Here is a 26,235-nt window from a genome sequence, read left to right as displayed (position 1 = left end):
CTGCTTGCGTGAGGGTTCCGCGCGGGCGGGCGCAAAACAAAAATGCGGGGGCCGTGAAACGGCGCCCCGAGGTTTTGTCTATCCCATTGCGAGAAAACTAGTGTTGGGCAGGCAACGAGAGCGTCTGCACGAGTGAAGCGTTCGGATCGACCGCGAGAGGCCCGTTCGTCACGGCGCCGGCTGTGGTCGCATCGGTCGCGGTATACTGGCTCAGTAGCGCGAACGCCTGATTTGCACTGCTCAGCAGGGACGCCGAGGCAGAGCTCGCGGGCTTTGCAACCAAAGATACATTGTCATAGAGCGCGCCGAGCCCGTCACTGCCTTGGCCCGCAACCTCGCGGAATGTCACGCGATCCTGTCCGCCCGTACCGGTCACCGTGAAATCATAGTTTTGCCAGGTGCTGTCGGGCGGAACGACCCCAAGGACCGAGCCATTCCAGAGGACTTCGATCGAGCAGGTCGAGCTTGTGAAGCCCGGCCGCGAGCGCGCATCGAAGGAAAGAACGTATTGCTGGCCGGCCACGGTTTCCACATCCTGGTACAGTCCGTCGCGAGCTCCGGCATAGTCCAATTCGCCGTAATTGACGCCATCACTTGCTTTCACGCCGTTCAGATTATTCCAGAGCTCGATGGTTCCGCCACTGATGGCGTGCCAGCCCGGAATAGCATCGAAGGCCCCCCAGCGGCCGGCTTGGAGGGGCGCCAGCGAAGATGACTCGAATGATCCGTTCACCAGGAGATTCTTATCCGCCGCTTCCGGTAGTGAAGCGGCGGGCGTGGCGACGGTGAGTTCGATATTGTCATAGAGGGCACCCAGGCCGTCGCTACCCTGGCTGGCTACCTCGCGGAAGGTAAGGCGATCGTTGCTGCCGGTGCCCACGACCTTGAAATCATAGGTGTCCCAACTACTGCTAGGCGGAACGGTCGCAATGACTGAGCCATTCCACAACACTTCGATCGAGCAGGTCGCGCCGGTGAAGCCGGGTCGTGACCGCGCATCGAAGGACAGTTGATAAACTTGTCCCGCGACGGTCTTGACGTCCTGGTAGAATCCATCTCGCGCGCCGGCATAGTCGAGCTCGCCAAAATTGCCGCCGTCGCTGGCCTTGACTCCACCAAGATTGTTCCAGAGCTCGATCGTGCCGCCGGAGATCGCGGTCCAGCGGGACACCGACTGGTAAGCTCCCCAACGGCCGCCAGCGAAAGGCGCCAAGGACGTTGCCTCGAACGACCCGTTGACCAGCAAGTTCTCTCCAGCTGCCGGAGGTGAGGTGACGGGCGCGCTCACCGTCACATTCAGGGCAGCAGATTTCGTGCTGACGTTGCCCGCAGCGTCAGTGGCCATCGCAGCAAAGGCATGGTTCCCGGCAGCCAACTGGGCTGTTGTCAGGCTCCAGGCGCCGCCCGCGTCAGCTTTGGTCGTGCCAATCACGGTCGTTCCCTCAACGACCTTAACCGTGCTGCCCGCTTCCGCCGTGCCGCTCAACGTCAGTTGCCCGGTGTTCGTCATCTTGGCCGCGACGGTATCCGGTGTGAATGCCGTGATCCTGGGGGCCACCGGCGCCAGCGTGTCCACAAGGATACTGCGAGCAGCGGATTTTGAACTGACGTTGCCTGCAGCGTCGGTGGCGGTTGCGGTGAAAGCATGATTGCCGTCCGGCAATTGGGCTGTGGTCAGGCTCCAGGTGCCGCTCGCACTGGCCTTGGCCGTGCCAATCACGGTGGTGCCCTCAAATACCTTGATGGTGCTGCCCGCTTCTGCCGTTCCGCTCAACGTCAATTGCTTGGCGTTGGTGACGTTGTCTCCGGCGGTACCTGTATCCGGCGTGAGTGCGGCGATCGTGGGCGATGCCGGTGCCAACGTGTCGGAAGGCTCGACTGGAGGTGAAGATCCAAGCAACGGCGGAGGCAAGTCTGCCTGGAACGCCGCAGTGCTCAGGGAATAGTAACCGATCGTCTTCCACTGGGTTGATAGCTCAACCCAGTTGCTGCCTCCGACACCTGGATTGTTGCTGTGGTCGGCAAGAAACGGAGCCGTCGCGGTGCGCCACCAGTCCACGCCGACCATGCCCACCAGTTTCGCGTTGGCATCGGTCGTCCTCATGTCCATCTGGACGTAAACGCCGTCGACCGTACCGGCCATGTAGGTCCCGCGCGATCCATACCAGAAATGATCGTTGTATCCGGTCGAAGGCGCATCAAAGCTCGCCGCTCCGTCTGACAGGCGAGTCACCGTCATCGGATAAGCTGAGTTACCAGCGAAATCAGAGACGAAATGTCCGCCTCCGATGCCAAGCTTTGACTGGTCCTGGACCAGCACCCACTGGCCGGTCTCCTTGATATGAACGTAGGTTTTTGCGTTCGCGACTTCGACGTCCGCACCTGGGGATGCCGGAGCGCCTTCCTCCGTATAGACCTGCCCCCAACCTTCGACCGCGGTGAAGCCGTCAGGCGGTGTCATCTGACCACCGGGATTCCAACCCTTGTACCAACTGTAGCTGTGCGGAACACCGGCAGGATACCCTTCGCTCTGCCCAAGCGTGTTCTGTTTGATCAGCTCCGATAACGAAATCCCCATTTCACTTTCCTAGTCGTTCGAATGCGTGGATGTGAGACAGCATTCAAGGCTGCCCGCGACGTGCGGGGACAGAAGGTACGATCGACGTCACGCCGTTCGCGCCAACTAAACGCTGTTTCTGCTGATACTCGAAAGTTGCAAGAACCGGCCGGACGCCCTGCGGCCATCGTCTCGCATTACCGAAATCGGACTTGCCGAATCACCTTGAGCCTTTCCAGAAAGCATGAACCAAGCCGCAGTAAAGTTCAATCGACGCGCCGCAACGAAATTTTCGCAGCTTCCGTGATTGCACTCATTTTGAGCAATGGTCGTCAGCGCAACGACCTGCAAATGCAACCCGGCGCATTCGCGAGTTCACGCTTGCAACAGAATCTGTCGTCAATGTGATTGATTTGTTGCGGAATGGGGTGGCAGTGAGGCGTTCTCTCATCATCACCGTCTAATGGTGACGTTTGCCGCTTGAGGCAGCAGGAGCTGTTTGATCACCACGTTTGCTATCACGAGGAAATACCGGCTGTTTTTGTGTTTCGCTCGCTGTGGTGTGGTCGCATGTTGAGCGCATTGCGTCGAATTGTCCCGCCTCGGTGAGACGCATGCCGCTTCTGACATTTGAAGCTTTGAGCATCGACCCTTCGACGAGTGCGGTGGTCGAAATCCGTGCGACGAGAGGTGTCCGCATCTCTTATTGTTGCACCGCTCATTATTGAGCATCGTCAACTCGATTGGAACGGTTGGGTCTAAGCGAGAGGGATGGCGTCTCTTCTGTGGTTCGCCGAAAAGGGTTCGAGACGGAAGGCATCACGTGATCGGCTTTCGTGCACAGACCGGAATTTCGAATGTTCTATCCGACTGGCTCGATCTTGCGCGCGGCCTCGCTGCCGTCGAGGTCCTGGCATTCCATTCCTATCAGTTGATGTTCATGGAGAAGCTGCCGGGCGAGGGTTACGACCCGGCAATGAGAGCGGTCTATTCCATTCTGTGGGCAGCAAGCGCGAATGGCCCCGCGGCTGTTCTCGTGTTCTTTGTTTTGAGCGGTTACCTTGTGGGAGGGCCCGCTCTGGTTAGAGCCTTGCGAGGACGGCCGAACGCTGTCGACTATTTCTCGGCGCGCTTATCGCGCCTCTATGTCGTGCTCCTGCCCGCGCTGACGATATCCTTCTGCCTCTATATCTCGGCGCGGCAGTCAGCGGGGTGGCAGGTATATGTGTCCTCGCATCAGGACCTCTACAACAATGCGATCATCTTTCACGCACCTGTTGGCGCAGCCGCTGCGATCTGCAACGGCCTGTTTCTCCAGACGATAGCCTGTTCGGAATTCGCAGGAAATGCCGCCCTCTGGAGCTTGTCGAACGAGTTCTGGTACTATGTGCTTTTTTTTGCGCTGATTTCGGTGCGTAAGAAGCCAGCCTACATCGCGATGATCGTCACGGTCTTCGGGCTGTTTGCGCTCGCCGAACACCATGACACCGGCGGCACGCATGTCGGTCTGAAGTTTGTCTTCTTTTTTTTCATCTGGTGCCTCGGCGTGATCGCCTATGCGGTGGTTGCGCCGGCCTGGGCGTGGTGTGGCGGCTTCCTCTTGAGCATGATGGCACTGTATTTTCTCACATTGAAGGGCCTCTTCCCTCAATGGGCCTCGTTCAGCATGTCGGTCGGATTAGGCACGGCCGCATTCATTGTTGGCGCAGACCATCTGAAGGTGTCGCTGCCTTCATTTCTTCGAGCCGGCAGGGAGCTCGCAAAGTTCAGCTTCTCGCTCTATGCGATTCACTATCCGATCCTGCTGCTCCTGAACGTCACCGTTGCCAGTGATCGCCAGGAATTCACGCTGGCCTCGATCGGGCTTAACGCAAGTTTCATCCTGGCCTGCCTGTTCATAGCGGCAATCTTCTATTTCGTTTTTGAAAGCCGCACCCCAACGATCCGTGACTGGTTGAAGGCCAAGATGCTTCTCGGCTGGACGGGCGGCCGTCTGCTGCATCCGACGGTGGTTGTTGACGCCGCCGCTCTGCCATACGCATTCGCATCTGATCGTGCCACGGCGCCCCCTGCTGCTGCTGGAGCCGGACCGTCCTTGCCGTCGGCTGCCTCTGGAATGCCGCTGAAGCAGGCAGAACCGTCGCGAGGGCACCTTGCAGCGGTTGCAACTCGAGTCCCGATGGCATTGCTCAACGACGGTCATGTATTGCCCCAACTCGGCTTTGGAGCCTGGCAGATCGACAACGCGATTGCGCCGCAAGTCATCACATCCGCGATCAACGCAGGCTATCGCTTGATCGACACTGCTGCAGATTATGGAAACGAGAGCGGAGTTGGCGCGGCCCTGAAGCGGGTAAGAAACCAGTTCTACATCACGACGAAGCTTCGCAATGAGGATCAGGGATACGATCGGACAATGCGTGCGTTCGACGCAAGCTCTGCCAGGTTGCAACTCGACGTAGTCGATCTCTATCTGATCCATTGGCCATGCCCTCAACGGCGGGCATATATCGAGACTTGGCGCGCGCTCATCGAGCTCCAGAAGCAGGGACGTGTCCGGTCGATTGGTGTATCGAACTTCATGGCCGATCATCTGGAACGCATCGTGCATGAGACCGGCGTCGTACCGGCGGTCAATCAGGTCGAGCTGCATCCAGCGTTCCAACAGCGCGAGCTACGAAATTTCCACGAGCGCTATGGCATCGTCACTCAGGCATGGAGTCCGCTTGGGCGGGGCGCGGCTCTCACCAATCCGAGAATATTGGCCATCGCAGAGCGGTGCGGCTGTTCGCCTGCGCAGATCGTGCTTCGCTGGCACTTCGAAAATGGCACGATCGCGATACCGAAATCGGCAAACGCGGCCCGCATGGCCGAGAACATCGACGTGTTCGACTTTGATTTGACCAGCGACGACCACGCGGTCATTTCGAGGCTCGATCGGCCTGATGGAAGGATCGGCCCCGATCCTGCGACCTATGGGCAAATGGGTTTATTTCGTCGACTGACCCGTCGCCTCTCGAGGACTTGAGGCAGCTCGGGTTTTGTTTTCCGTGGCTCCCCCGGTTGGCTCATATCGCTCAGTTTGTCGGAGCCGGCGGCTTGGCAGGCGCAGTACCGGCTTCAGCAGGGCGGCGAAACAGCAAACCCCACGCGGTTACGAGCATATACCGCACTCGATCCACGAGCATTGAGACGAACGCCAGGATCGGCTTCTTCCCCGCCATCACCCTGGATTCGAGCAGATGCCAGGATGCAATCGCGAAGATCGAAGTCACGGCAAGGCTGATCCCAAAATTGACGTACCAAATGCGGTAGTTCGGCAGGAGCTGAGCAACTGTTTGCTGAACGGGAAACCCGTAAAGATAGATGCCATACGAGTAATCGGCCACCCGGGTGACAGGTCCGACGTTGAAATTGAGTAGCCCGAGATAGACCGTGAGGTAGCTGACGAAGAGTGCGGCCAGATCCTCTCCGGCGCGGTTCGAGGCGAGCACGGAAGCAATGAAGCCTACAAGGCTGACCAGCAGCAGCCAGCGCGAAAACACGATCCGGGTTCGATTCAGGAACAGCGCCACTCCGCACAGGAAGGCGAGAACTAGCATCCGGCCCGGAGGAGCGGCAGGCGAGGCGGGCTTCCCGCCAACAATGTCACGCAGCGCCAATGCGCACACGACGAACAGGACTGCGAACAAGAAGAGCCGGTGACGCCTCGTCAAGCCGATTAACGCAGCCGCACTGATGGCAACATAACATTCGAGTTCGTGCGGAACGGTCCAAAGCTGGCTGTTGACCATGTTTGGCACGGGCAAGTCGGAAAATACGCCGGGCAAATAGAAGTGAACGTCACCGATTGCATTGAGGAAATAGCGAAGGAAGTCGGGGTCGGTGAAATATTGCGACAGGGCGAGGTTTGTGAAGAGCGGGCCGATCAGCATAGCCGAGATCACGACTTCTGCAGTCAGGGCAGGGAATATCCTGATAACCCGCAGCGTGACGAACGCCGGAAGGCTGTTCCGCTCGAGGCTTCCTGCAACGAGGAATCCGCTGAGGGCAAAGAAGGCGGGGACGATAAGCCAGACAACGGGCTTCAATGATCCACCATAGAACCATTGCTCGGCGGGCAAACCGTAGCAAACCGCGACTGAGTGCCAAAGGATGACGGCGACTGCCAATGAGATGCGCAGGAGATCGAAACCCGCGGGCCGTCCCTTCGCCGCTTCCCACTTGTCACCGATCGATGTCATCGCGTGTTCTTCCGGGGTGGTAGGCGTTCGCCTCGATCTTTGAATATCGGCAGCGCAGATCGGCAAGTTGATGAACGTCAAATCGCTACGCACGCGAACGCTTGTGATGACGCGGTGAGCGGCATCAACCGATGTCGTTCTGCCGAGTTGACGGTCATCAACTTGGTCGTGCCCCAGCGAACTACGGTCCGAACTGCGCCATCCGAAAATGCATCTGCGCATGTTTCGGTCGGGAACCTAGGACAGGAGATCCCTATGAAGGTTGTTATTCTCGCCGGTGGCTACGGTACGAGATTGAGCGAGCAGACTTCGGTGGTACCGAAGCCGCTGGTTGAGATCGGTGGCCGTCCGATCCTGTGGCATATCATGAAGCTGTATTCCCATTACGGCCTCAACGAGTTCGTCATCTGCTGTGGCTACAAGGGCACGGTGATCAAGGACTATTTCATGAGCTACTTGTCTCACCAGGGAGACTTCACGCTCGACCTTCAGCGCAACCGCATCGAAATGCATCGAAACGGATCGGAGCCCTGGAAGGTGACGCTGGTCGATACCGGAGAGAAGACGATGACCGGCGGGCGCCTCAAACGCGTGCGCGAGCATCTCGGGAATTCGACCTTCTGCATGACATACGGCGATGGCGTCAGCGACGTCGACATACGTGCGCTAATCAAATTCCACCATCAGCAGGGCGCCCTGGCGACGGTCACCGCGGTCCAGCTGCCCGGCCGCTTTGGCGCGATCAATCTCTCGTCTGACCGCCCCCGCGCGGCCGGCTTTCGCGAGAAGGACGCGAGCGACGGTCAGGTCATCAACGGAGGTTTCTTCGTTGTCGAACCTCAAGCCCTCGATCTCATCGACGACGACAGTACGAGCTGGGAGAACGAGCCGCTCGCCCGTCTGACCGAGCAGGACCAACTGGCTGTCTACAGGCACCATGGCTACTGGCAGAACATGGACACCTTGCGCGACAAGGCCATTCTGCAGGATCTCTGGGATACCGGAGATCCACCCTGGTGCGTCTGGAACAGGGGCGGCGCCGCAAATGGAAGCACCAAGGTATCGCACCCCGCAATCGCCGATCGGGCAACAATCTGAGGAGATGAAGCAGATGCGCGTTCTCTTCACTGGAGCTGACGGATATATCGGTGCGGTGCTCGGCCCGAGACTGCTTGAGCACGGTTACGATGCGATCGGGATCGACACGGGCCTCTACCGCCGCGGCTGGCTATTCGATGATGGCAGGACACGGCCAATGGTCATGTCCCGCGATACGCGGCAGTTGTCACTGTCTGATTTGGAGGGGTTTGACGCTGTGGTGCACCTCGCGGAGCTCTCTAATGATCCGCTGGGAGAGAATGATCCTGCGATCACGATGGAGATCAACCATCGCGGCTCCGTGGAATTTGCCCGCAAGTGCAGGGAGGCGGGAATCGGGCGATTCATCTATGCGTCCTCTTGCAGCATCTATGGAGCGGCCGGCGGCGAGGTGAAATCCGAGACGTCTTCTTGCGAACCTCAGACGGCTTATGCGCGATGCAAAGTGCTCGTCGAGCGCGATCTCGTCGAACTGACTGACTCCCGGTTCACGCCCGTGTTTCTGCGTAACGCCACCGCGTTTGGAGCGTCTCCCCGGCAGCGCTTCGATCTCGTCCTGAACAACCTTGCGGGGTGGGCCTTCACAACAGGAAAAATTCGCGTCATGAGCGACGGCACGCCCTGTCGTCCGTTGGTCCACATCGAGGACATCTGCCAGGCCATCCTGTGCGCTTTAGACGCTCCCCGCGAAGCGGTTTGCGCCGAGGCGTTCAACGTCGGCGATGAAAGTCAGAATTATACGGTGCGCGAGATCGCGGAGATCGTTAACGACACTTTCACCGATTGCGATCTTTCGTTTGGTCCGAGTGGTCCGGACAATCGCAGCTATCGCGTCTCCTTTGCGAAGATTAGGGCCCACATGCCGAATTTCCGCTGCCAATGGAATGCGCAGCGCGGCGCGCGGCAATTGAGCGGGGTATTCCAGCGCATCCAATTGGACGAAGCGACCTTCAATGCCGCGCCATTTACTCGCCTTTTGGAGCTTCGCCACCTGCAGCACACCGAGCAGTTGGATCTTCATTTGCGGTGGACGCCAATTCCCGAAATCGTGCCGGCGCTCGCGCGCACTTAGTAGCCTTTGCGGCGAGAAGGTTCGCGTAATTGTCTGCCGGCGCCGATGGAGCCAGGTTGAGGCCTGTCGGCGCGGCAGCGTTAAGAAACGAATTGCTATCACCAGTTGACTTTTCCTCAACTGATCATATTATTTTTGCAATGCGGCAATCCTAACTATGGGTGGCAGCGTATAGCCGGAGGGAAGGGAACACCGAGCAGAAGTACCTATGGGTGAGGTTGTTTTGCCGTTTCATCAGTTCAAGCTGCCAACGATGTGAGAGTCCCGGGTAAGAGTACGGGATTGCTCGGAGATTGAGCAGTGCCAGTCATTCTAATAGTTGATCAGCACAGTGTTTATCGTAGTGGTCTCCGAGATGTAGTTGAGGCCAGGTTTAAGAAGTCCCGCGTCATAGACACGTCACAGCTTGAGAATTTTGAGCTGGAGACAGGCATCGATTTGATCCTGATCGATCTAGGCTGTCTTAATCAACGTTCGCTCGCGGTTCTCTCGGAAGTCGTCGACTTGAGGCCCGCCACCCGTATTGCAGTGATGTCGGCTTCAAGCAGCCGCGCGGACGTGCTGAAATGTCTTTCGGCTGGCTTTCATGGGTTCTTGCCCAAGCTTCAGTCGGATGAGGAATTGCTGTCCGCGGTCGGTGATTTGCTGTCTGGACGCATCTATGTACCGCGGTGGTTAGCCGATGATGATGTAGGCCGACCAGAGCCCCCTCAGACGGTCAACTTCAATTTGGAGGCTCTGCGATTGACACGCCGGCAGAACGAAATTCTTCCGCTGCTGGCCCAAGGAATGTCGAACAAAGAGATTGCGCGCGAGCTAAGCATCGCGGAAGGAACCAGCAAGATCCATACAGCGGCGCTCCTGCGCGCGCTTTGTGCCCGTAATCGGACGGAGGCGGCCTTTATAGCCGCGAAGTTGGTCGGGCCCAGGGACAGGTTGGCTAGCAGAATGAGAAGCAAGAGGTTCTCGATCGACCGGGGTAATGGCTCAGGCCCAGGTTCGGAATTGATCGTTGGCGATCGATGGGCGCAGCCCACGGACAGGCCTCTCTTTCGAAGACCAGCCGGGTGATAGCTGCATTTTTCCAGCTTGCGCGCGCTTGGCAACACGTCTTGCTCGGCGCCGGCTACTAGAGATGTAATCCCGGGGCCGTGTCCCCGGTGAATGGTGGAGCTCGGCAGGGCAAAGCCCCCCTACGCGCCTGAGATCTTTCCCTAGCGGGTCGGCAGCTTTGTGGAGACTGGAGAGTCGCCGGTAGGATTGGGTTGCGACACGCTAACGCGACCGAGGAACCACCGATGATCGACGATATCATGAAGCTCCGCACGCTCGTGGACGAACAAGGTGAAAGCCTTATCGTCCGATCGAGGGCGACTGGCCATATCTGTGGATCGACGCCACCTAAGTGAAGGGCTAGCCAGCAGGGATGCATCGTCCGGGTCGCGGCGATCATCGCGGTCGGCGTCAACGCCGAAGGCCGGCCGAGGTTCTCGGCAACGGATATTCAGTCTCCTAGAGGTCGACGCAGCCTTCGCGGCGTCGTCTCTGCCCCCCAACGAGGACAAGGTTCTCAACGCCAGCCGGCAGCGTTGCCGCGTCAACCTCATGCGCAACGCCCTGGCGCACGCGACTTGGTCGCCGTGGGAATTGTGAGAACCTCTTGGGGAGCTCGCAGCTCCAGATGAAATCGTGCAGCAAGGGCAATTGCGCTCCTCAACCGCAACTCTTCCGAAAAAAACGATCCGACAGAAGACGCTGTGTAATTGGGCACAGGTGATACACGCGTGAGCACCATCACTGCAAGCTTGCACGAGCTTTTTGCTCGTTTGACCGCAGCACAGGCAGCGAATAGTTTTTTCGCCGGACGTACTAGTCCAACCGGCTTATACGGAACCAGTAGAATCCTAACGCTTTAGCCTGAATATCCTTCGGAGTAGGTCCGCCTACACTTCAACGTATTGGGTTACGTATTGAGGTGAATTCAAATGCTTACAGAAACCGCTCTACTCCAAGGTAAACTTTCTTCGCAAATTCATAGATCGACCAACGTTCCCGATTTTCGACGCCCGTCTACGTCCTTCGTGCCTCGCGGCAGGGCTCTCTTTTGGGAAGGAGAGGAAGAAGCTCAGAAGATCGAGATCGTTGAGGGGGTCGTACGGGCAGTCCGCCTTCTTGAGAACGGAAATCGCCAGATACTTGCTTTCTACTGGCCGGGCGATGTCGTTATGCCGACCCATTCAACCCATCAACAGTTTACTGCAGAGGCCGTGACAGATTGTCGCGTCATCCGATCGCGGACCTCTGGGGTGTGCCGGAGCGATGAGCCCTGTGGGGCTCATCAGGTGCTGGCAGATACCCTCACCTTGGTGATGACCATGAGCCAAAAGAACTGCGTGGCGCGCATCGCCTGGCTCTTGCTGCGCATTCGGCCACACTTGCCTGCGGACCCCAAACGTCCTGGCGCGTTCCGACTTCAGTTACCCCGGGCTGATATCGCCGATCACGTTGGGACGTCGCTCGAAACGGTTTGTCGTACCCTGGCCGAGTTCAAGGCGAAGAAGGTCATCGACCTTCCCAATCGCAAGACGATCAAGTTCACCGATCTTGAGGGGCTCGCGAGGATCTCCAACGGGCGAGCCGTTGATTAAACCGTCTCGTGTTGTAAGCGTCCCGCCGCGACTGTTCTTTGCGGTTCGCGGCGGGTTATCCAAACACAACCCGCCGCGCGCTGAGCTTTGATCGATTAACTGGCTTTCGCATCGCTTGAGCCGCGAACTTTCGTTTTCGACGTTCCGGTCGAAGTCGAAGTGGCCCGTCGACGGAACACCGGTGCGACCGGTCTGCCAATCAGATCGGCTTCCGGCCCGTCCTCCAACGCCCTCTGATATACGGCGAGTGCGCCGTCGATGGCCTCGATGGTTCGGTCGATATCATCGTTGCTGTGCGAATAGCTTGTGACCAGTGAGGGCGCTAGCAAGCCGCGGCGGATTGTCTCCTGGAGAAACAATGTGCGGAAGGTCTGTGATGGCACTTCGTCACGATCACAACAAGCATAGACCATATTGGACGTCCGGCCGGCGAGCTTGAAATAGCGGGTTAGTCCGCGGCGCTGCGTGGAGTTTTCGATGCCGGCCTTCAGGCGACTTCCTTGGCGGTGGAGCGTCTCGATGACTGGTTCGTCACGATAGGTGTTCATGACGGCCAGGGCCGCAGCCAAAGCGTGAGTCTCGGCACCATGCGTCGTCGAAAGCAGGAAGACGCGATCGCGATCGTGATTAAGGCCACCCAGCTCCATGATTTCGCGTCTGCCGAGCAGCGCAGAAATTGCGATGCCGTTGCCCATCGCCTTGCCGAAGGTCGAGAGGTCGGCCTCAATTCCATAGTGACGTTGGGCGGAGCACTCCGGCCATCGAAAGCCAGTGATCATCTCGTCGATGATCAAGAGGGCACCATTCCGATGACACAGTTTGCGCAGTGTGGCGAGATATCCCGGCGTCGGCGGTACCTCCTTTTCGGCTTCGAGGATCAGGGCTGCCACCCGACCCGGGTATCGGGCAAACAGCGCCTCCGCCGAGGACAGGTCATTGTACCGGAATCCCTGTGTCAACTGCGCCATAGCCCGAGGAATGCCGGCGTTCATGGGTGTCGTGCAGATCGCCCAGTCGTCGTAAGAGAAGAAGGGCTGATCGGAGCAAAGCGCTATCATGTCCCGGCCGGTATAAGCTCGGGCAAGCCGGATGGCGGCCGTCGTGGCCGTCGATCCGTCCTTGGTGAATTTCGCCATTTCGGCGGCGGGGACGAGCTCGATCAGGCGCTCCGCACATTCGACCTCAAGTGCCGAAGGCCGCGTAAAGTTTGTGCCTTGGGACAGCTGCTCGACTGCGGCCTTCACGACAGCTGGAAAGCCATGGCCCAGCGACACCGCGCGCAGCCCCATTCCGTATTCGATGAACTCGTTGCCGTCGACGTCCCATACATGGCAGCCCAAGCCTCTCGCGATGAAGCCTGGCGAGAGGAGCGGGTACTGATCGTCGCCCTTCGCGTAAGTATGTGCTCCGCCCGGGATCGCAGCGCGCGCTCGAAATCGCATCGCTCCGGACGTTGCGAAGTTGTCCAGATTTGTTCCCGAGAAAAAACTTGACCTAATGTTCATTGCCAAAGCCCTCTCAACGCGTGATTTTCGAAGAACCGCAGTTGCGCGCCGCCCGGCTGCATTTGATGACACAAGGATGTCACGTATTTGAGAGTCCTCAACTTGGCCGCAGCCGCGACCAGGATTCCAGGCGATCTTCTCCAATTGCTGCAGTTCGGCTCAGGCGGAGCGCAAAGCTAGTCGGCCTTTCGACAATCTCCGTTCTGGGGCGGGCGCAGCTGGCCTGGCGGGATGCAGCACCCCGCTACCCACAGCATCGTTTGAACGCCGCCATTGCATAGCCCACCGTTATTGAGCTTTGTCAGATTGGCGAATTCAGCTCTGGCTAGGCTGTCGTGAGGTCACGTCACGGATTGAGCGGGCAATGTCTGAATTCGATCAACTCAGAACCGCAACCTACGCAACCCCGTTCAGGGCCGCGAAAGCGGCGAGCCGGATTCTCGACTGGCCTGTCCTCGGCGTCGCATTTGCGCTGGTCAGCGTCGTTGCGTGGGATCTAGCTCTGCTGTGGCTTGCCGTCAAACTCTGTCGGATCGCGTTCCTCCAGTAGCCCGAACCCAGCTATTTCATCTGCCACATGATATTTTCCGAAACGATCCTCGCCGGCGCCTACACGGTGGAGATAGATAGGCATCAGGACAACCGGGGATACTTCGCTCGGGTATTTTGCGCCGACACATTTCTTGCGCACGGTCTCAAGCCTGTCGTCGCGCAGGCAAGTATCAGCTACAATGCAAAACGCGGTACGCTGCGCGGCCTGCATTTTCAGTATCCCCCGGCGACGGAAAACAAGTACGTCCGATGCACCAAGGGGGCTGTGGCCGACGTGATCGTCGACCTGAGGCCGGAATCGGCAACCTATTTGCGACATGTCATCGTTAACCTCTCGGCGGACAATGGCCGCGGGCTCTACATACCGGAGCGCTTCGCGCATGGTTTCATCACGCTCACTGACGATACGGAGCTGATTTATCTAATCAGCAGCTATTACACGCCAGGCGCGGAAGGCGGGTTGCCGCATGACGATCCTTCGCTTGGAATTTCCTGGCCGGCAGAGGTGCGCGTGCTCTCGGATCGTGACAGGGCGTGGAAGCCTCACAGCAATATCGGGGACGAATTGAAGGCCCGCATGAATATCGCAGTCTCCAAGAGGTCGTAGGTGAGGGCTCCACGTTCGCAAAAAGCAAGCGTGACTTGACGACCGTCAATAGCTCTGCCCCGACCAACGCTAGCGTGCAGGCGACATCACAGATTGCCACCGGCAGGAGCAATAGAATGCTGAAAGAAGCGGCATCCACGCTTAGCGTCAAAGCACCGACTGCGCATGCAATGGAGTTGAGCTGTTGTCGGTTTTGCAGCGCGCCTCTTGAACGTGTGTTCATTGATCTCGGAATGTCTCCGTTGGCAAATTCCTATCTTCGGAACGAGAAAGCCAAACAAGACGAGCGTTTTTTTCCGTTGCGGGCTTACGTTTGCGGAGAGTGCTTCCTTGTCCAGCTCGAGGAATGGGAGGCGCCGGAGAATATCTTTGGAGACTATGCTTACTTTTCATCCTACAGCGATTCTTGGCTGCAGCATGCTAAGTCCTACGTCAACCGGGTCATCGAAAGGTTCGGACTCGGGGCAAACAGCAAGGTCGTCGAGATCGCGAGCAACGACGGCTATTTGCTGCAATACTTTGTCGAAGCCGATGTGCCGGTTCTAGGCATCGAGCCGGCTCAGAACGTCGCTGCCGTTGCGCGCGCGAAGGGGATTCCGACTCGTGTCGAGTTCTTCGGCGAACGTGCAGCCCGTACCTTGCGACGCGAGGGGCTGCGCGCTGATCTGTTGATCGGAAACAATGTCCTGGCTCACGTGCCAAATTTAAATGACTTCGTCAAAGGCATGAGCCTTCTTCTCGCCGACGCGGGGGTCATCACGATGGAGTTCCCCCATCTGATGCGTCTGTTTGACGAGTGCCAGATCGACACGATCTATCACGAGCATTTTTCATACTTCTCGTTTATCGCTGTCGAGAAGATCTTTGCGGCCCACGGCCTGACATTGTTTGATGTGGAAGAGTTGCCGACCCATGGTGGCTCGTTGCGAATCTATGCTCAGCACGCCAACAAGGGATGGCATCCGATCTCCCATCGGGTGCTGGATCTCAGGCGCCGCGAAATCGATGCCGGATATGCCAATCTTGATCATTACGACGCGTTCGAAGAGCGCGCTATGGAAACCAGGAAAAAGCTTCTTTCCTTTCTTGAGGATGCAAAGCGACAGGGCAAGCGTGTTGTCGGGTACGGCGCCCCAGCCAAGGGCAACACACTCTTGAACTACTGCGGCATCACCTCGGACCTCATCGAGTATACGGTCGACCGAAACCCGCACAAGCAGGGGTCGTTGTTGCCGGGATCTCACATTCCGATTCTCGAGCCCGAACGCATCAACGTGACAAAGCCGGACTACATCCTCATTCTACCCTGGAACCTGAAGCGGGAGATCGTTAGCCAGTTGTCATTCGCCCGCAGCTGGGGAGCTCAGTTCGTGGTGCCGATTCCCGAACCCAGGATCGTGGATTGAGCCAACCGGATACCGGAGGGACGTCGAGCATGGATGACATTGCAAGGCATGCAGACCTCGCGGACCTCAGGGAGAGTGACGCGGCCGTTGACCTGTCGGCGGACAAGACCGGACGGGCCCTCCACGAGTTTATTGCAGATATGTATCCCATCTCCCGCAGCATAACGGGGGATGGGACCCGAAGAACGATCGATCTCATCCGAAACCATATTCCGCTTACCACGTGCGAAGTACCGTCCGGTCTGCAGGTATTTGATTGGACCGTTCCACCGGAGTGGAACGTGCGTGATGCATACGTCAAGAACAGCGCCGGCGAGCGCGTGATCGATTTCAGGAAATCGAATTTGCACCTCCTTGGCTACAGCATACCGGTGAGGGCACACATGACGCTCGACGAGCTTAAGCCTCACCTCTACTCGGATCCGGAAAAGCCGGACTGGATTCCCTACCGGACAAGCTATTACCAGAAGACATGGGGCTTCTGTCTGCCGCACAATGAACTATTGGCAATGCAGGAGGACGATTACGAGGTTTGTATCGATACCAGCCTCGCACCGGGTCATCTGACTTACGGCGATCTGAGGCTGCTTGGTCGTACCTCGGACGAGGTGCTGATCTCCTGCCATATCTGTCATCCGTCACTATGCAATGACAACCTGTCCGGGATCGCGGTCGCAACCGCCCTGGCGCAGCACCTGCGGAAGATGGAGCTCAGGTATACTTATCGCTTCGTCTTCATCCCCGGCACTATTGGAGCGATCACCTGGTTGGCGCTCAACGAGGCTCATGTCGGTCGGGTGAAGCATGGATTTGTGTTGACCTGCGCCGGCGATTCGGGGGCGATGACCTACAAGAGAAGCCGCCGCGGCAACACAGAGATTGATCGAGCCTGGTCCTATGTGCTTGAGCAGAGCGGCGAGCCGTACGAAGTTCAGGAGTTCTCACCTTACGGCTATGACGAGCGGCAATATTGCTCGCCTGGCTTCAACCTACCGATCGGGACCGTGATGCGAACGCCCTTCGGTAGATTCGCGGAGTATCACAGCTCGGCCGATAATCTGGATTTTGTTCGCCCTGCTGCGCTGTACGACACCCTAACGAAGGCGATTGCAGCTATCGACGTCATCGAGAACAACGCCTGCTTTCGGAGCGAGAAGCCGTTCTGCGAGCCAAAATTGGGCAATTATGGCCTTTACCGTGGATTGGGCGGGCTCGCGGCCGGAGACTTCCAGATGGGGCTGCTATGGGTCCTGAACCTGTCCGACGGGGATCATTCACTCCTCGACATCGCCGAACGATCCAAGTTGCCTTGGGCGGTGATAAAGGAAGCGGCCGCGGCGCTGAGCCGCGCTGGTCTCATCAAGCAAAGCGAGCCGGGCCCGACAAACTAGTTTCGTTAGGGTGGGTAAACACCTCAAATTTGAGCATTCCCGGACCAGCGAGAGGTCATGATCCAAAGGGTAGCGCTCATTGGTGGGTGGGTGGTACTCGCGTTCATCACGTTCGCAACGCTGACACCAATTCAAGGTCGTCCGAGGTTGGCTGGCCTTCAACTGGAGCACTTCGCAGCTTTCGCTGTAATGGGCTTTGCGTTTGCGTTCGGTATAACACGTCGTACGTTGGCTGTTCTTGCTATGGTGATCCTCAGCGCGCTTGCTCTCGAAGGCATGCAGTTGCTAACGCCAGATCGTCATGGTCGGATTCTCGACGCCGCAGTGAAGGTCATCGGGGGAGTCTGCGGGGTCGGCGCTGGCCGTTTAGCTCCGAGCTGGCGGCATCTGATCGATATCCTGACGTCGCCATCCGCGAAACGTCATGAGTAACAGCGCGCGGTATGCGCAGCGAATGCCCTTGCATAGTTGCTCGCGCGCTACCGCTCCCGCAAGCTTTCCTGCTTATACCGCATGATCGGGGATAAGAGGTAGCTAATGACGCTACGTGATCCAGACTTGATCTCGACGGTAGCGGCCATACCGGGAGAAAGGCTGACGCGCTTGCTTTCGATGTTCATGAAGCTGCGGTCGAGTGACACTCGCGCTGCATAGACGAGTTCCTGTCCATTGGGTTCGCTACTGGTTGTCCCGGCGCCGAGAGGCTTGGTGTTGCCGTTCTCCGGTGGCTTGTTCCGGGGAATGGCATCCTGGGAGATGTTGATCACCTTGCCCTGCAACAGTCCGTACCGGGTAAAATTGAAGGTATCGATCTTGATGGCGGCGTCCTGGCCTGCCTCGACGAAGCCGATATCCTGATTCGAGATCATGGCCTCGACTTCGAGGTTGCTATCGATTGGAACGATCATCATGATCGGTTGCGCCGGCGTGACGACACCCCCGACGGTATGAACCGCGAGTTGTTGTACGACGCCATCGATGGGCGCAGTCAGGTTTTGAAGGCCGGTGTGCCGTTCGGCTTTGATGACGTCCTGGCTTAGACCGGCAGCCTTCTGTTCCGCCTTGGCGAGTTCCTCGAGCAACGTTCGTTCGTATTCGGCAATGGCCTTGTTGCGGTTCTCCACCAGAACCGCGATGGCGGCATCTGCTTCGCCAAAACGGCTCTGCTGAACGAGTATCTCCTGTCGTTGACCGAGTAGCTCTTGGTAGTCGGCCAAGTATTGCAGCTTGGACCCGAGTTCTTTCTGGTACAGCTGCTCGCGTATCTCGACGCGCTGCTGGAGCGGGCCAATTGTGGCTTTCAGCTTATCCATCGAGGCCTTCGAAGTGGCTCGTTCAGCTTCCTTTTGTGAGATCTGGCGGTCAATCGCGGCAAGCTTCGCTGCCTGCTCGGTGGCTTGGCTGACGAGAAAGCGACGATGCATCTCGATCAGAGTAGGTGTGGCGGCTGGAGGCGGGTTAAACGCCGAGGCGGGATTAGTCATATTTGACAGTAACGCCTTCAAGCGAGCGGCGTCGAGCTGCGCACTCATCAGATCGCTCTTGAGGCGGTTCAGCTCTGCAGCCGAAATGGTCGCATCCAGATCAATCAGGCGCTCACCGGCTCTGACGGTTTGGCCGTCGTGAACGTAGATCGCGCGAACAACGGCGGTCTCGAAGGGCTGGATGGTCTTGGTTCGGTCGCTCGGGATGATCTTGCCAGGAGCGATAGCAACAATGTCGATGGTTCCAAGGCAGGCCCAGAGCAGGGCGACAACGAAACCCGCCGTGATGCTGATGACGATGGTACGTCCAACCGGCGAAGGAGGTGTCTCGATGATTTCGAGCGCTGCGGGGAGGAAAGCGAGTGCTTCGCTCGGATGAATTCCGCGGGAAGGCGTTAGCCCGACAACGGCGCGGCCGAGCTTGCGGGCGTGATCCGCGAAAACAATGACAGCGTTCCCGCTGTTCGCATTCCGGGGCGGCTCCGTCGGCGCGGCTGGCCGCTGCTTGGACATTTCAGGTGCGCGATCGGCGCGAGACGAAAACATACCAGCCAGTCGTGTCCCGACTATCTGGGAGCGCTCCTTTGAACGCCGAATGAATTCCAGGCAGTATCGTGAAAAGCGCAGAAGCCAAGCGGTGATGGCGCGTCGTTGGGCAATCATGACGAGTCGTCCGTCCCAATTGGACTCAAGCTCGTATCTGGAAATGATAGATGGCCTATTGGCGCCAGAGGTCATCACCACGGCCTCGTGGCCATGTACTTTTCCGAGTAGGAGAAAGCTTCCGCTGCGAATCGGGAGGATGCCAGGCAGGGCTGATGCCGATAGTCCGTCCCAATCGGTCAGAACACAGCTCGCAGAGAGATTGAGCTCCCTCGCATAAGCGAGCATTTCCCGGACACCGATAGGCGTGTAACCGGACAGCTGGCGAATGTGATCGAGGCTGCTGTCAACACCACGCAATCGGAGCAGTAGGTCGAGCACAAACAGCCCCGGATCGTCGAACGTCTCTGTGGTTGTCTGTTTCATGCGCCCTCGTCGATGCCGGCGTGAGCTCGACCGTGTCGCCTGTTGGTGTCGACGCAAGCGAAGGACAGTCTATGCAAGGTCATGGAAGCCCGACTGTAGGCGGAAGAGCTTTGAATAACGTCCTCCGCGCTTGACCAGCTCTTGATGAGAACCATCCTCGACCAGGCGGCCATCTTCAATCGTGATGATCCGGTCGGCCATTCGTAAGGCCGATAGCCGATGCGCAATGATCAGGACGGTACGGCCCTGCACGATCTTGGCCATGTTCTGTTGAACGATGTGCTCACTCTCGTAGTCGAGTGCGCTGGTCGCCTCGTCAAAGATCAGGATCCGGGGATCGGTTACCAGCGCGCGTGCAATCGCAATGCGCTGACGCTGTCCGCCGGACAGGCTGCTGCCGCGTTCGCCGACTATGGTGTCGTATCCGCTTGGTAGCTGTAGAATGAAATTGTGTGCACCGGCCATCGTGGCCGCTTCAATCACACGCTCCGTCGATGTCGCGGGATCCGCGAAGGCGATATTGTCCCTGATCGAACAGTTGAAGAGGACACTGTCCTGGAGAACTACACCGATCTGTCTGCGCAGCCAGGCGGGGTCTACCTGAGTCACGTCGATCCCGTCGACCAGAACCCGGCCTCGCTCCGGGATATACAGCCGCTGCACCAGTTTGGCCAAAGTGCTCTTCCCCGATCCCGAGGAGCCCACTATTCCAATGACCTGCCTTGCCGGAACGTGCAGCTGCACATCTCGAAGGATCTCAGGCCCATCGATGCGGTAGCGAAAAGTCACCTTTTCGAACGCAATATCACCTCGGATCGTAGCCAGCGCCATATTGCCGGGCCTGTAAACAGGCTCCGGCTCTGTATTCAGGATGTCGCCGAGGCGCGCGATCGAGAGTCTGGCTTGGTGAAAATCTTGCCAAGTCTGGGCTAGTCGGAGGACCGGAGCGCTGATGCGACCGGAGATCAGATTGAACGCAACCAGCTCGCCAACGGTAAGATCGCCAGCGATGACGAACCGAGCGCCGAAATACAGGATGGCGACGCCGACCAGCTTGTTGACAAGCTGGACTGATTGGCTGGACACGTTCGCCAGGCTGATGACACGAAAGCTCGCTGCGACGTATCCGGCGAGCTGTTGCTCCCAGCGGCGTTGCATCTGAGGCTCCACAGCCATCGCCTTGAGCGTTTCCATCGCGGTGACGCTCTCCACAAGAAAGGCCTGGTTCTCCGCACCCCGCTGAAATTTTTCGTCGAGCCGCCGCTGAAACAGAGGCGTCGCTCCGGCAGAAATCGCGACATAGACCGGAAGCGAGGCGAGAACGATCCAGGTTAGCGTTGGCGAGTAGAAGGCCAGCATTGCAATGAAGACAACTGAAAACGACAGGTCGATGACCAAGGTCAGAGCGGAACTCGTCAGGAAATTGCGGATATTTTCGAGTTCCCTGACCCTCGCGACGGAGTCACCCACCCGCCGCGCCTGGAAGTAGCCGATCGGCAACGCCAACAGGTGGCGGAACAGCCGAGCGCCGAGTTCGACATCGATTCGATTGGTGGTGTGAGAGAAAAGGTATGTACGTAGAACTCCAAGGATCGTTTCAAATATCGCGGTCGCTACGAGGCCGATGGCAAGTACGTCCAGCGTGCTCATGCTGCGATGCACGAGAACCTTGTCGATAACCACCTGGAAGAAGAGCGGCGATACCAGGGCAAACAGCTGAAGGCAGAACGATGCTGCAAGGACTTCGAGGAGCAATCGCCGGTATTTTCGGATTGCGCCGAGAAACCACGTGATGTCGAAACGCCGCGCCAGATCGGAAAGAGAGGCTCGACGCGTCATCAGAATGACCGCGCCGTCCCAGACGGCTTCGAGTTCCATCCGCGACATCATGACCGGTTGCGGGCGACCCGGCTCGAGCGCGATGACCCGCTCCTCGGTGGCCTTTCCGAAGATAAGAAATCTGTCCTCACGAAGGATGGCAAGCGCTGGCATCGGCAGACCGGAAAGCCTAGACCAATTGGTCCTGACGACACGAGCCTTCAGCCCAAGCTCCTTGGCACAGCGGAGAATCTCGGCGACCCTGATAATGGTCCCAAACTGATGACGGATGCGCTCAGGATCTATGGCGAGGCGGTTGAATCGGAGCATCATGACCAGCGCGATCAACCCCTGGTCGGGGATTGCGCCAACTGGCTCAAGGTGCTCGGGCATCCTCTCTCCGCATTGCATCGAGCAGTTGCGATCCGGCAGTCACCGTGCAGTTCGCGCCGATCATGAAGATATGTCGTTTTGCCGCCCGAGCGCGTCCTTAGACGCAGCCCGTACCCTCAGAATTGGGCAGCATTCCGACTCGAAGAGGGGCCAGCACCCCATCCTAGGCCGCGCACCGATGGCGAGTTGACGGCCGTCAATATCGGTGCATAGCGGCCGCCTATCATCCTGCCGATGGTTGTAGTTGCGACGAGATCAGCCTTGCACCGCCCGACCGAACACCATTCTGCAGGCGTTGGTGTCCGCCCCGCGGTTTGGCCTGTTTCGGTCTCCAGATAAGGACCGCGGCGATGACGGAGCCTTCGTTCGATTTCAGCGAAGAGATCGCTGTATCGGTGGCGCGATCGAGGCTGAGTCCGGAGCAAGATGTTCCGTCCTCTAGACGAGAACGGCTTGACGGATCGGGCCGGCACGCTCTGAAAGTGTTGTTTGCGAACAAGTTCTTCTTTCGTAACGGCGGCTCCGAAGTCGTTATGTTCGACGAGATGGAGTTGATGCGCAGGCGGAATGTTGACGTCGTCGAATTCTCCATGAATGACGATCGAAATATTCCATCACGCTTCCAATCGTACTTCGTTTCGCAGAAATCGTATCGCGCATCATCCAGGCGCGAAAAGCTGAGATCGGCATTATCCTTTATTCATTCATCCGAAGCTGTCTCGCAGATTACGCGCCTCATCCGAGATGAGAAGCCGGATGTATTGCACTGTCACAATATCTATCACCAGCTCACCCCCTCGATCGTCACTGCGGCAGCGGAAATGGGGGTTCCTGTCGTCCTCACGCTTCACGACTACAAACCGGTGTGTCCCGTCTATACGCAGCTTAGCAACGGACAGGTGTGTGCGAGATGCGGGGACGGCGCCTTTGAGACGGTTCTCGCTCGCCGTTGCGCCGACGGCTCTCTTGGGCGCAGCGCCTTGCTTTGGGCGGAGGCGCGCTATCACGCGCTGCTGGGAAGCTATCACCGCGTCGGAAAATTCATTGCGCCGAGCAAGTTCATGTATGAGGCCATTGTCCGTCGGTTCGGCGCCGATAAGGTGGTTCATATTCCGAACGGGATAGACGCATCGCGTATCGATACCTCTGTCGGCGATGACGGATACGCACTGTATTTCGGGCGCCTGTCGCCTGAAAAAGGCGTTGAGGATCTCCTTAAAGCTCATGCGACAGCCCAAGGAGCCTGGCGGCTGGTGATCGCTGGCACTGGACCGCTTTTCGATGAGCTTCGGCGGAAATACCCCGCGGCGGAGTTCAGAGGGCATCTCATGGGCATCGACCTTGAGCGCACAATCAGGGAGGCGGGTGTGATTGTCGTGCCCTCGGTGTGGCACGAAAACAGTCCTCTCTCGATCCTTGAGGCGATGGCGCATGGCAAGCCGATCGTCGCTTCCCGCATTGGCGGAATTCCCGAGTTGGTCAGAGACGGGGCGACAGGTCTGTTGTTTGACCCTGGCGACGTTATTCAAATCTCCGAAAAAGTCAGAACTCTTCTCGTCGATCGCAGTCGTCGCGAGGTGTTCGGTCGCAACGCACGCAAGACCGTTGAGAACGAGTACTCGCTCGAGGAACACGGTGCGACGTTACTCGCATTGTACGAGGATCTGATTGCATCAGTCAGCTTACACAGGAAAGTTGGATCATAAAATGGACCTTACTGTCATTTCCACGTTCCGCTGCAACTCCAAGTGTCAGATGTGTTACATCTGGCAGAATCCGACCGAGCCAAAGGAAGAGGTGTCGCTGGCTACGTTGTCGAAGCTTCCATCCGGCTTCGACAATCTGAATGTGTCGGGTGGAGAGCCGACGCTTCGCAAAGACCTCGGAGAGATGATCGATCTTCTCTATCCGAAGGCAAGAGTGACGGAAATATCGTCGAACGGGCTGCATCCGGAGCGCCTCGTTCCGATCATCAAGAGACACCCCAACATCAAGGTACGCTTCTCGCTCGAGGGCGATCAGGAGACCAGCGACAGAATTCGCGGCGAGAAGGACGGTTACAGCACCAAGATCGCGGGACTTCGTATGCTGCGCGAAGCCGGCGGCACCGACCTTGGCTTCGCGATGGTCATCCAGGACGAAAACGTCGATCAGCTCGTCAATGTCTACGAGTTCGCTCGCAAGGAGGGATTCGAGCTGGCAACTTCCACGCTTCACAATGCGTGGCAGTTCTACAAGAACGACAATTACTTCTATGATCGGAAGGCAGTCGCGCGGAAGGTTGAGGGGCTTATTTCGGCGCTGCTGCGTAGTCCCAAGCCAAAGAACTGGTTTCGTGCGTACCTGAACCTTGGCCTGATCGAGAAGATTCTCGGTCATGATCGGTTGATCCCGTGCAGTGCGGGTAAGGATTTTGCCTTCATCGACCCGTGGTCGGACGTATGGGCCTGCAACGTCCGCTCGGATCTCCCCATGGGAAATCTTGCGCGGGAATCATGGAGCGAGATCATGAATAGCGAGGCCGCTCAGCAGACACGGAAAAAGGTCGCGAGCTGTGGGCAGAACTGCTGGATGGTGACGACCGCGCGGACCGCGATGCGGTCCACCTTGGTCCCTCAGCTTCCGAAAGGCGAGCCGTTGTTATGGGTCATCAAGAACAAGCTCAAGGTCTCGATCGGCAAGAGCATATGCTTTGACAGCTATATTAATTATTCCGACGTGCGTCCATCGCCGCACGTCGAGCGAACGTCGTTCTTGAACAAGAATGTCAAGGCCCGGCTGGTCAAGGGCCGCATAACCCCGGACGAGCATTACCCGCTGCGAACATTTATGAACAATTAGATTGGAAGGATGTCCAGATGAGAAGGCGTGAGATCTACATGTTCGGCTTCCGTGGCTTCCCTCAAATTCAGGGTGGTATCGAGACGCATGCAGAAAATCTCGCACCAAGGTTGGTCGAGCTAGGCAGGGGGGTTACCGTCTGCATGCGATCCCCTTACGTCACCCCGAATGTCCCCAAAGTCTGGAGGGGGGTGCGGGTCCTGCGCCTGTGGACTCTAAGTAACAAGTATCTGGAGACTCTGCTCCATTCCGTAGTCTGCGCAATTGTCGCGATGGTGCGGCGGCCGGCGTTGGTGCACATTCACGGTATAGGTCCTGCAATTGTAACGCCGTTGCTCCGTGCTGTCGGCCTGCGGGTCGTCGTCACGCATCATGGTGAGGACTACAATAGGGAGAAATGGGGCTGGGCGGCGCGTATGGTCCTGAGGACCGGCGAAGCTGTCGGAATGCGCTATGCTAGCAAGCGCATCGCGGTCAGTCGCAGCATAGGCGAGCTCATCACTTCCAAATATGGCAAACCGTGCGAGGTGGTGCCGAATGGCGTGGTGTTCTCGGACTTGCCGCAGCAAAGTGAACAGGTGGTCGGGTTGGGATTGGAGCCAGGACGATACGTATTGACAGTCGGCCGGCTTGTTCCTGAGAAGCGGCAGCTCGATCTTTTGCGCGCATTCCTGGCTACGGCAATGCCGGGATGGAAGCTCGCCATAGTTGGAAAGATCGACCACCAGAATGAGTACGCGGATCAGCTGGTTAGAGAGGCGGCCGGCCACCAGAACGTTGTCATGGCCGGGTTTCAGACCGGCGACGGGCTACGACAACTCTACGCCCACGCGGCACTGTTTGTTTTGCCGTCGTCGCATGAGGGGTTGCCGATCGTGCTGCTTGAAGCGCTTAGCTATGGATTGCCGGTGCTGGTAAGTGATATCGCACCTAACCTGGAGGTGGTGGGTGATCCCGAACACATTTTCCATGTCGGTGATTGTGAGGAGTTGGGGGCGAAGCTGTTGGCGCTGACGAAGACGCGTCTGAGCGCGTCTGAGCGCGAAATAGTGCGTCGCGAAAGCGCCTTGCGGTACGATTGGTCCGATATCGCATCGAGAACGTCGGATATCTATGATGACCTGCTCGGCCGGACACGGCAGCAAGGCAATCTGTCGCGCGCAAGCTGGGGCGCCGGCGCAAGGTCGCAACAATCGGCATACGGCAGACCAGCCAACCATTGAGGCATTGCCAGCGCTTTCGACGACAAAGTCTGGCAGCATATTGGCGCGCCCCATGCGTTGATCGGGTTGAAGCGATGCCGCGCCCGGGCTGGCGGCGCTGAGGATTGTGGCTGTCACTCGGAGCCTGATTTCAGGTCGGGCGTCCCCGGTTCTCAGTGCTGAGATCTCAGCTTTTGCGGTCGTCCCGTAACTACGGTTTGGCGATAGCGCCGGCCATGGTCGATGGGCGTGGCGTCCAAAGTCTGTAGCCCGCGATCGAAACTTGGGGAGCCACGAGCTCTGCGACCGGATCAGATCGGTCGGCCAGCCGCCAGCACAAGCTGGATTTCTCCCATTGCCTAGATAATGGACATAGATTGGGGCTTCC

The 26,235-nt window shown here is 58.0% G+C and carries 18 protein-coding genes and 2 pseudogenes; 15 read left to right on the top strand and 5 right to left on the bottom strand.

All coding sequences use genetic code 11. The annotated features are described in order from the left end of the window. Positions 1 to 97: 97 nt before the first annotated feature. Positions 98 to 2,578 (bottom strand): Ig-like domain-containing protein, encoded by a 2,481-nt coding sequence (locus XI08_RS24640; RefSeq protein WP_271576329.1) that lies wholly within the window; start codon positions 2,576 to 2,578, stop codon positions 98 to 100. 802 nt (positions 2,579 to 3,380) lie between these two features. Between XI08_RS24640 and XI08_RS24635 the strand changes: the two are divergent. Together XI08_RS24635 and XI08_RS24630 are read left to right on the top strand one after the other, a co-directional pair. After that, positions 3,381 to 4,448: pseudogene (locus XI08_RS24635) on the top strand (acyltransferase family protein); the annotation flags it as partial. Between the two features lie 225 nt (positions 4,449 to 4,673). Then, a complete protein-coding gene (locus tag XI08_RS24630; RefSeq protein ID WP_442869858.1) occupies positions 4,674 to 5,585 on the top strand; it encodes an aldo/keto reductase in 912 nt (303 codons plus the stop codon). A 49-nt stretch (positions 5,586 to 5,634) separates the two neighbouring features. Here the strand turns inward: XI08_RS24630 and XI08_RS24625 are convergent, their stop codons facing one another. After that, the gene (locus XI08_RS24625; RefSeq protein ID WP_135173154.1) at positions 5,635 to 6,801 is read right to left on the bottom strand and encodes an acyltransferase family protein; all 1,167 of its coding nucleotides are present in this window, start codon (positions 6,799 to 6,801) and stop codon (positions 5,635 to 5,637) included. A gap of 255 nt (positions 6,802 to 7,056) precedes the next feature. Between XI08_RS24625 and rfbF the strand changes: the two genes are divergently transcribed. From rfbF to XI08_RS24600, 5 genes and pseudogenes are all read left to right on the top strand, one after another. Then, entirely contained in the window at positions 7,057 to 7,899 is an 843-nt protein-coding gene (gene rfbF / locus XI08_RS24620; RefSeq protein WP_271576353.1) for a glucose-1-phosphate cytidylyltransferase, read from the top strand. Positions 7,900 to 7,912: 13 nt separating this feature from the next. Next, entirely contained in the window at positions 7,913 to 8,971 is a 1,059-nt protein-coding gene (locus XI08_RS24615; RefSeq protein WP_271576328.1) for an NAD-dependent epimerase/dehydratase family protein, read from the top strand. A 300-nt stretch (positions 8,972 to 9,271) separates the two neighbouring features. Then, the gene (locus tag XI08_RS24610; protein WP_271576327.1) at positions 9,272 to 10,042 is read left to right on the top strand and encodes a LuxR C-terminal-related transcriptional regulator; all 771 of its coding nucleotides are present in this window, start codon (positions 9,272 to 9,274) and stop codon (positions 10,040 to 10,042) included. Between the two features lie 286 nt (positions 10,043 to 10,328). Continuing rightward, positions 10,329 to 10,600 (top strand): annotated as a pseudogene (locus XI08_RS46430) (transposase); the annotation flags it as partial. A 356-nt stretch (positions 10,601 to 10,956) separates the two neighbouring features. Further along, entirely contained in the window at positions 10,957 to 11,619 is a 663-nt protein-coding gene (locus XI08_RS24600) for a Crp/Fnr family transcriptional regulator (protein WP_271576326.1), read from the top strand. A 95-nt stretch (positions 11,620 to 11,714) separates the two neighbouring features. On the opposite strand, the gene XI08_RS24595 is transcribed toward XI08_RS24600, so the two are convergent. Next, entirely contained in the window at positions 11,715 to 13,124 is a 1,410-nt protein-coding gene (locus XI08_RS24595) for a glutamate-1-semialdehyde 2,1-aminomutase (RefSeq protein WP_271576352.1), read from the bottom strand. 364 nt (positions 13,125 to 13,488) lie between these two features. Between XI08_RS24595 and XI08_RS24590 the strand changes: the two genes are divergently transcribed. The 5 genes from XI08_RS24590 (at position 13,489) to XI08_RS24570 (ending at position 17,512) form a co-directional block, all read left to right on the top strand. Continuing rightward, a complete protein-coding gene (locus XI08_RS24590) occupies positions 13,489 to 13,674 on the top strand; it encodes a hypothetical protein (RefSeq protein WP_271576325.1) in 186 nt (61 codons plus the stop codon). A 27-nt stretch (positions 13,675 to 13,701) separates the two neighbouring features. Further along, positions 13,702 to 14,283 (top strand): dTDP-4-dehydrorhamnose 3,5-epimerase family protein, encoded by a 582-nt coding sequence (locus tag XI08_RS24585; RefSeq protein ID WP_271576324.1) that lies wholly within the window; start codon positions 13,702 to 13,704, stop codon positions 14,281 to 14,283. 170 nt (positions 14,284 to 14,453) lie between these two features. Then, on the top strand, positions 14,454 to 15,689 hold the full coding sequence (locus XI08_RS24580; protein ID WP_271576351.1) for a class I SAM-dependent methyltransferase: 1,236 nt from the start codon (positions 14,454 to 14,456) through the stop codon (positions 15,687 to 15,689). Positions 15,690 to 15,718: 29 nt separating this feature from the next. After that, complete coding sequence (locus XI08_RS24575; protein ID WP_271576323.1) at positions 15,719 to 17,080, top strand: DUF4910 domain-containing protein; 1,362 nt, start codon at positions 15,719 to 15,721, stop codon at positions 17,078 to 17,080. A 57-nt stretch (positions 17,081 to 17,137) separates the two neighbouring features. After that, a complete protein-coding gene (locus tag XI08_RS24570) occupies positions 17,138 to 17,512 on the top strand; it encodes a VanZ family protein (RefSeq protein WP_271576322.1) in 375 nt (124 codons plus the stop codon). A gap of 47 nt (positions 17,513 to 17,559) precedes the next feature. Here XI08_RS24570 and XI08_RS24565 read toward each other — a convergent pair whose 3' ends face one another. Continuing rightward, complete coding sequence (locus tag XI08_RS24565) at positions 17,560 to 19,593, bottom strand: HlyD family type I secretion periplasmic adaptor subunit (RefSeq protein WP_271576321.1); 2,034 nt, start codon at positions 19,591 to 19,593, stop codon at positions 17,560 to 17,562. Between the two features lie 69 nt (positions 19,594 to 19,662). After that, positions 19,663 to 21,804 carry a type I secretion system permease/ATPase gene (locus tag XI08_RS24560; protein WP_271576320.1) on the bottom strand — a complete coding sequence of 714 codons (2,142 nt, stop codon included), beginning with the start codon at positions 21,802 to 21,804 and terminating at the stop codon, positions 19,663 to 19,665. Positions 21,805 to 22,154: 350 nt separating this feature from the next. Between XI08_RS24560 and XI08_RS24555 the strand changes: the two genes are divergently transcribed. The 3 genes from XI08_RS24555 to XI08_RS24545 are packed head-to-tail and all read left to right on the top strand — an operon-like array spanning position 22,155 to position 25,868. Further along, positions 22,155 to 23,510 (top strand): glycosyltransferase family 4 protein, encoded by a 1,356-nt coding sequence (locus tag XI08_RS24555; RefSeq protein ID WP_271576319.1) that lies wholly within the window; start codon positions 22,155 to 22,157, stop codon positions 23,508 to 23,510. A 1-nt stretch (position 23,511) separates the two neighbouring features. Beyond that, the gene (locus tag XI08_RS24550; RefSeq protein WP_271576318.1) at positions 23,512 to 24,645 is read left to right on the top strand and encodes a radical SAM protein; all 1,134 of its coding nucleotides are present in this window, start codon (positions 23,512 to 23,514) and stop codon (positions 24,643 to 24,645) included. Between the two features lie 17 nt (positions 24,646 to 24,662). Then, positions 24,663 to 25,868, top strand: a complete 1,206-nt coding sequence (locus tag XI08_RS24545) for a glycosyltransferase family 4 protein (RefSeq protein ID WP_271576317.1) — start codon at positions 24,663 to 24,665, stop codon at positions 25,866 to 25,868. Positions 25,869 to 26,235: the final 367 nt, after the last annotated feature.

The sequence above is a fragment of the Bradyrhizobium sp. CCBAU 11361 genome, from assembly GCF_028128935.1.
Taxonomy (GTDB): domain Bacteria; phylum Pseudomonadota; class Alphaproteobacteria; order Rhizobiales; family Xanthobacteraceae; genus Bradyrhizobium; species Bradyrhizobium niftali.
The sequence above is the reverse complement of the archived record's forward strand: the minus strand, read 5'-3'. Positions and strand labels throughout refer to the sequence as shown.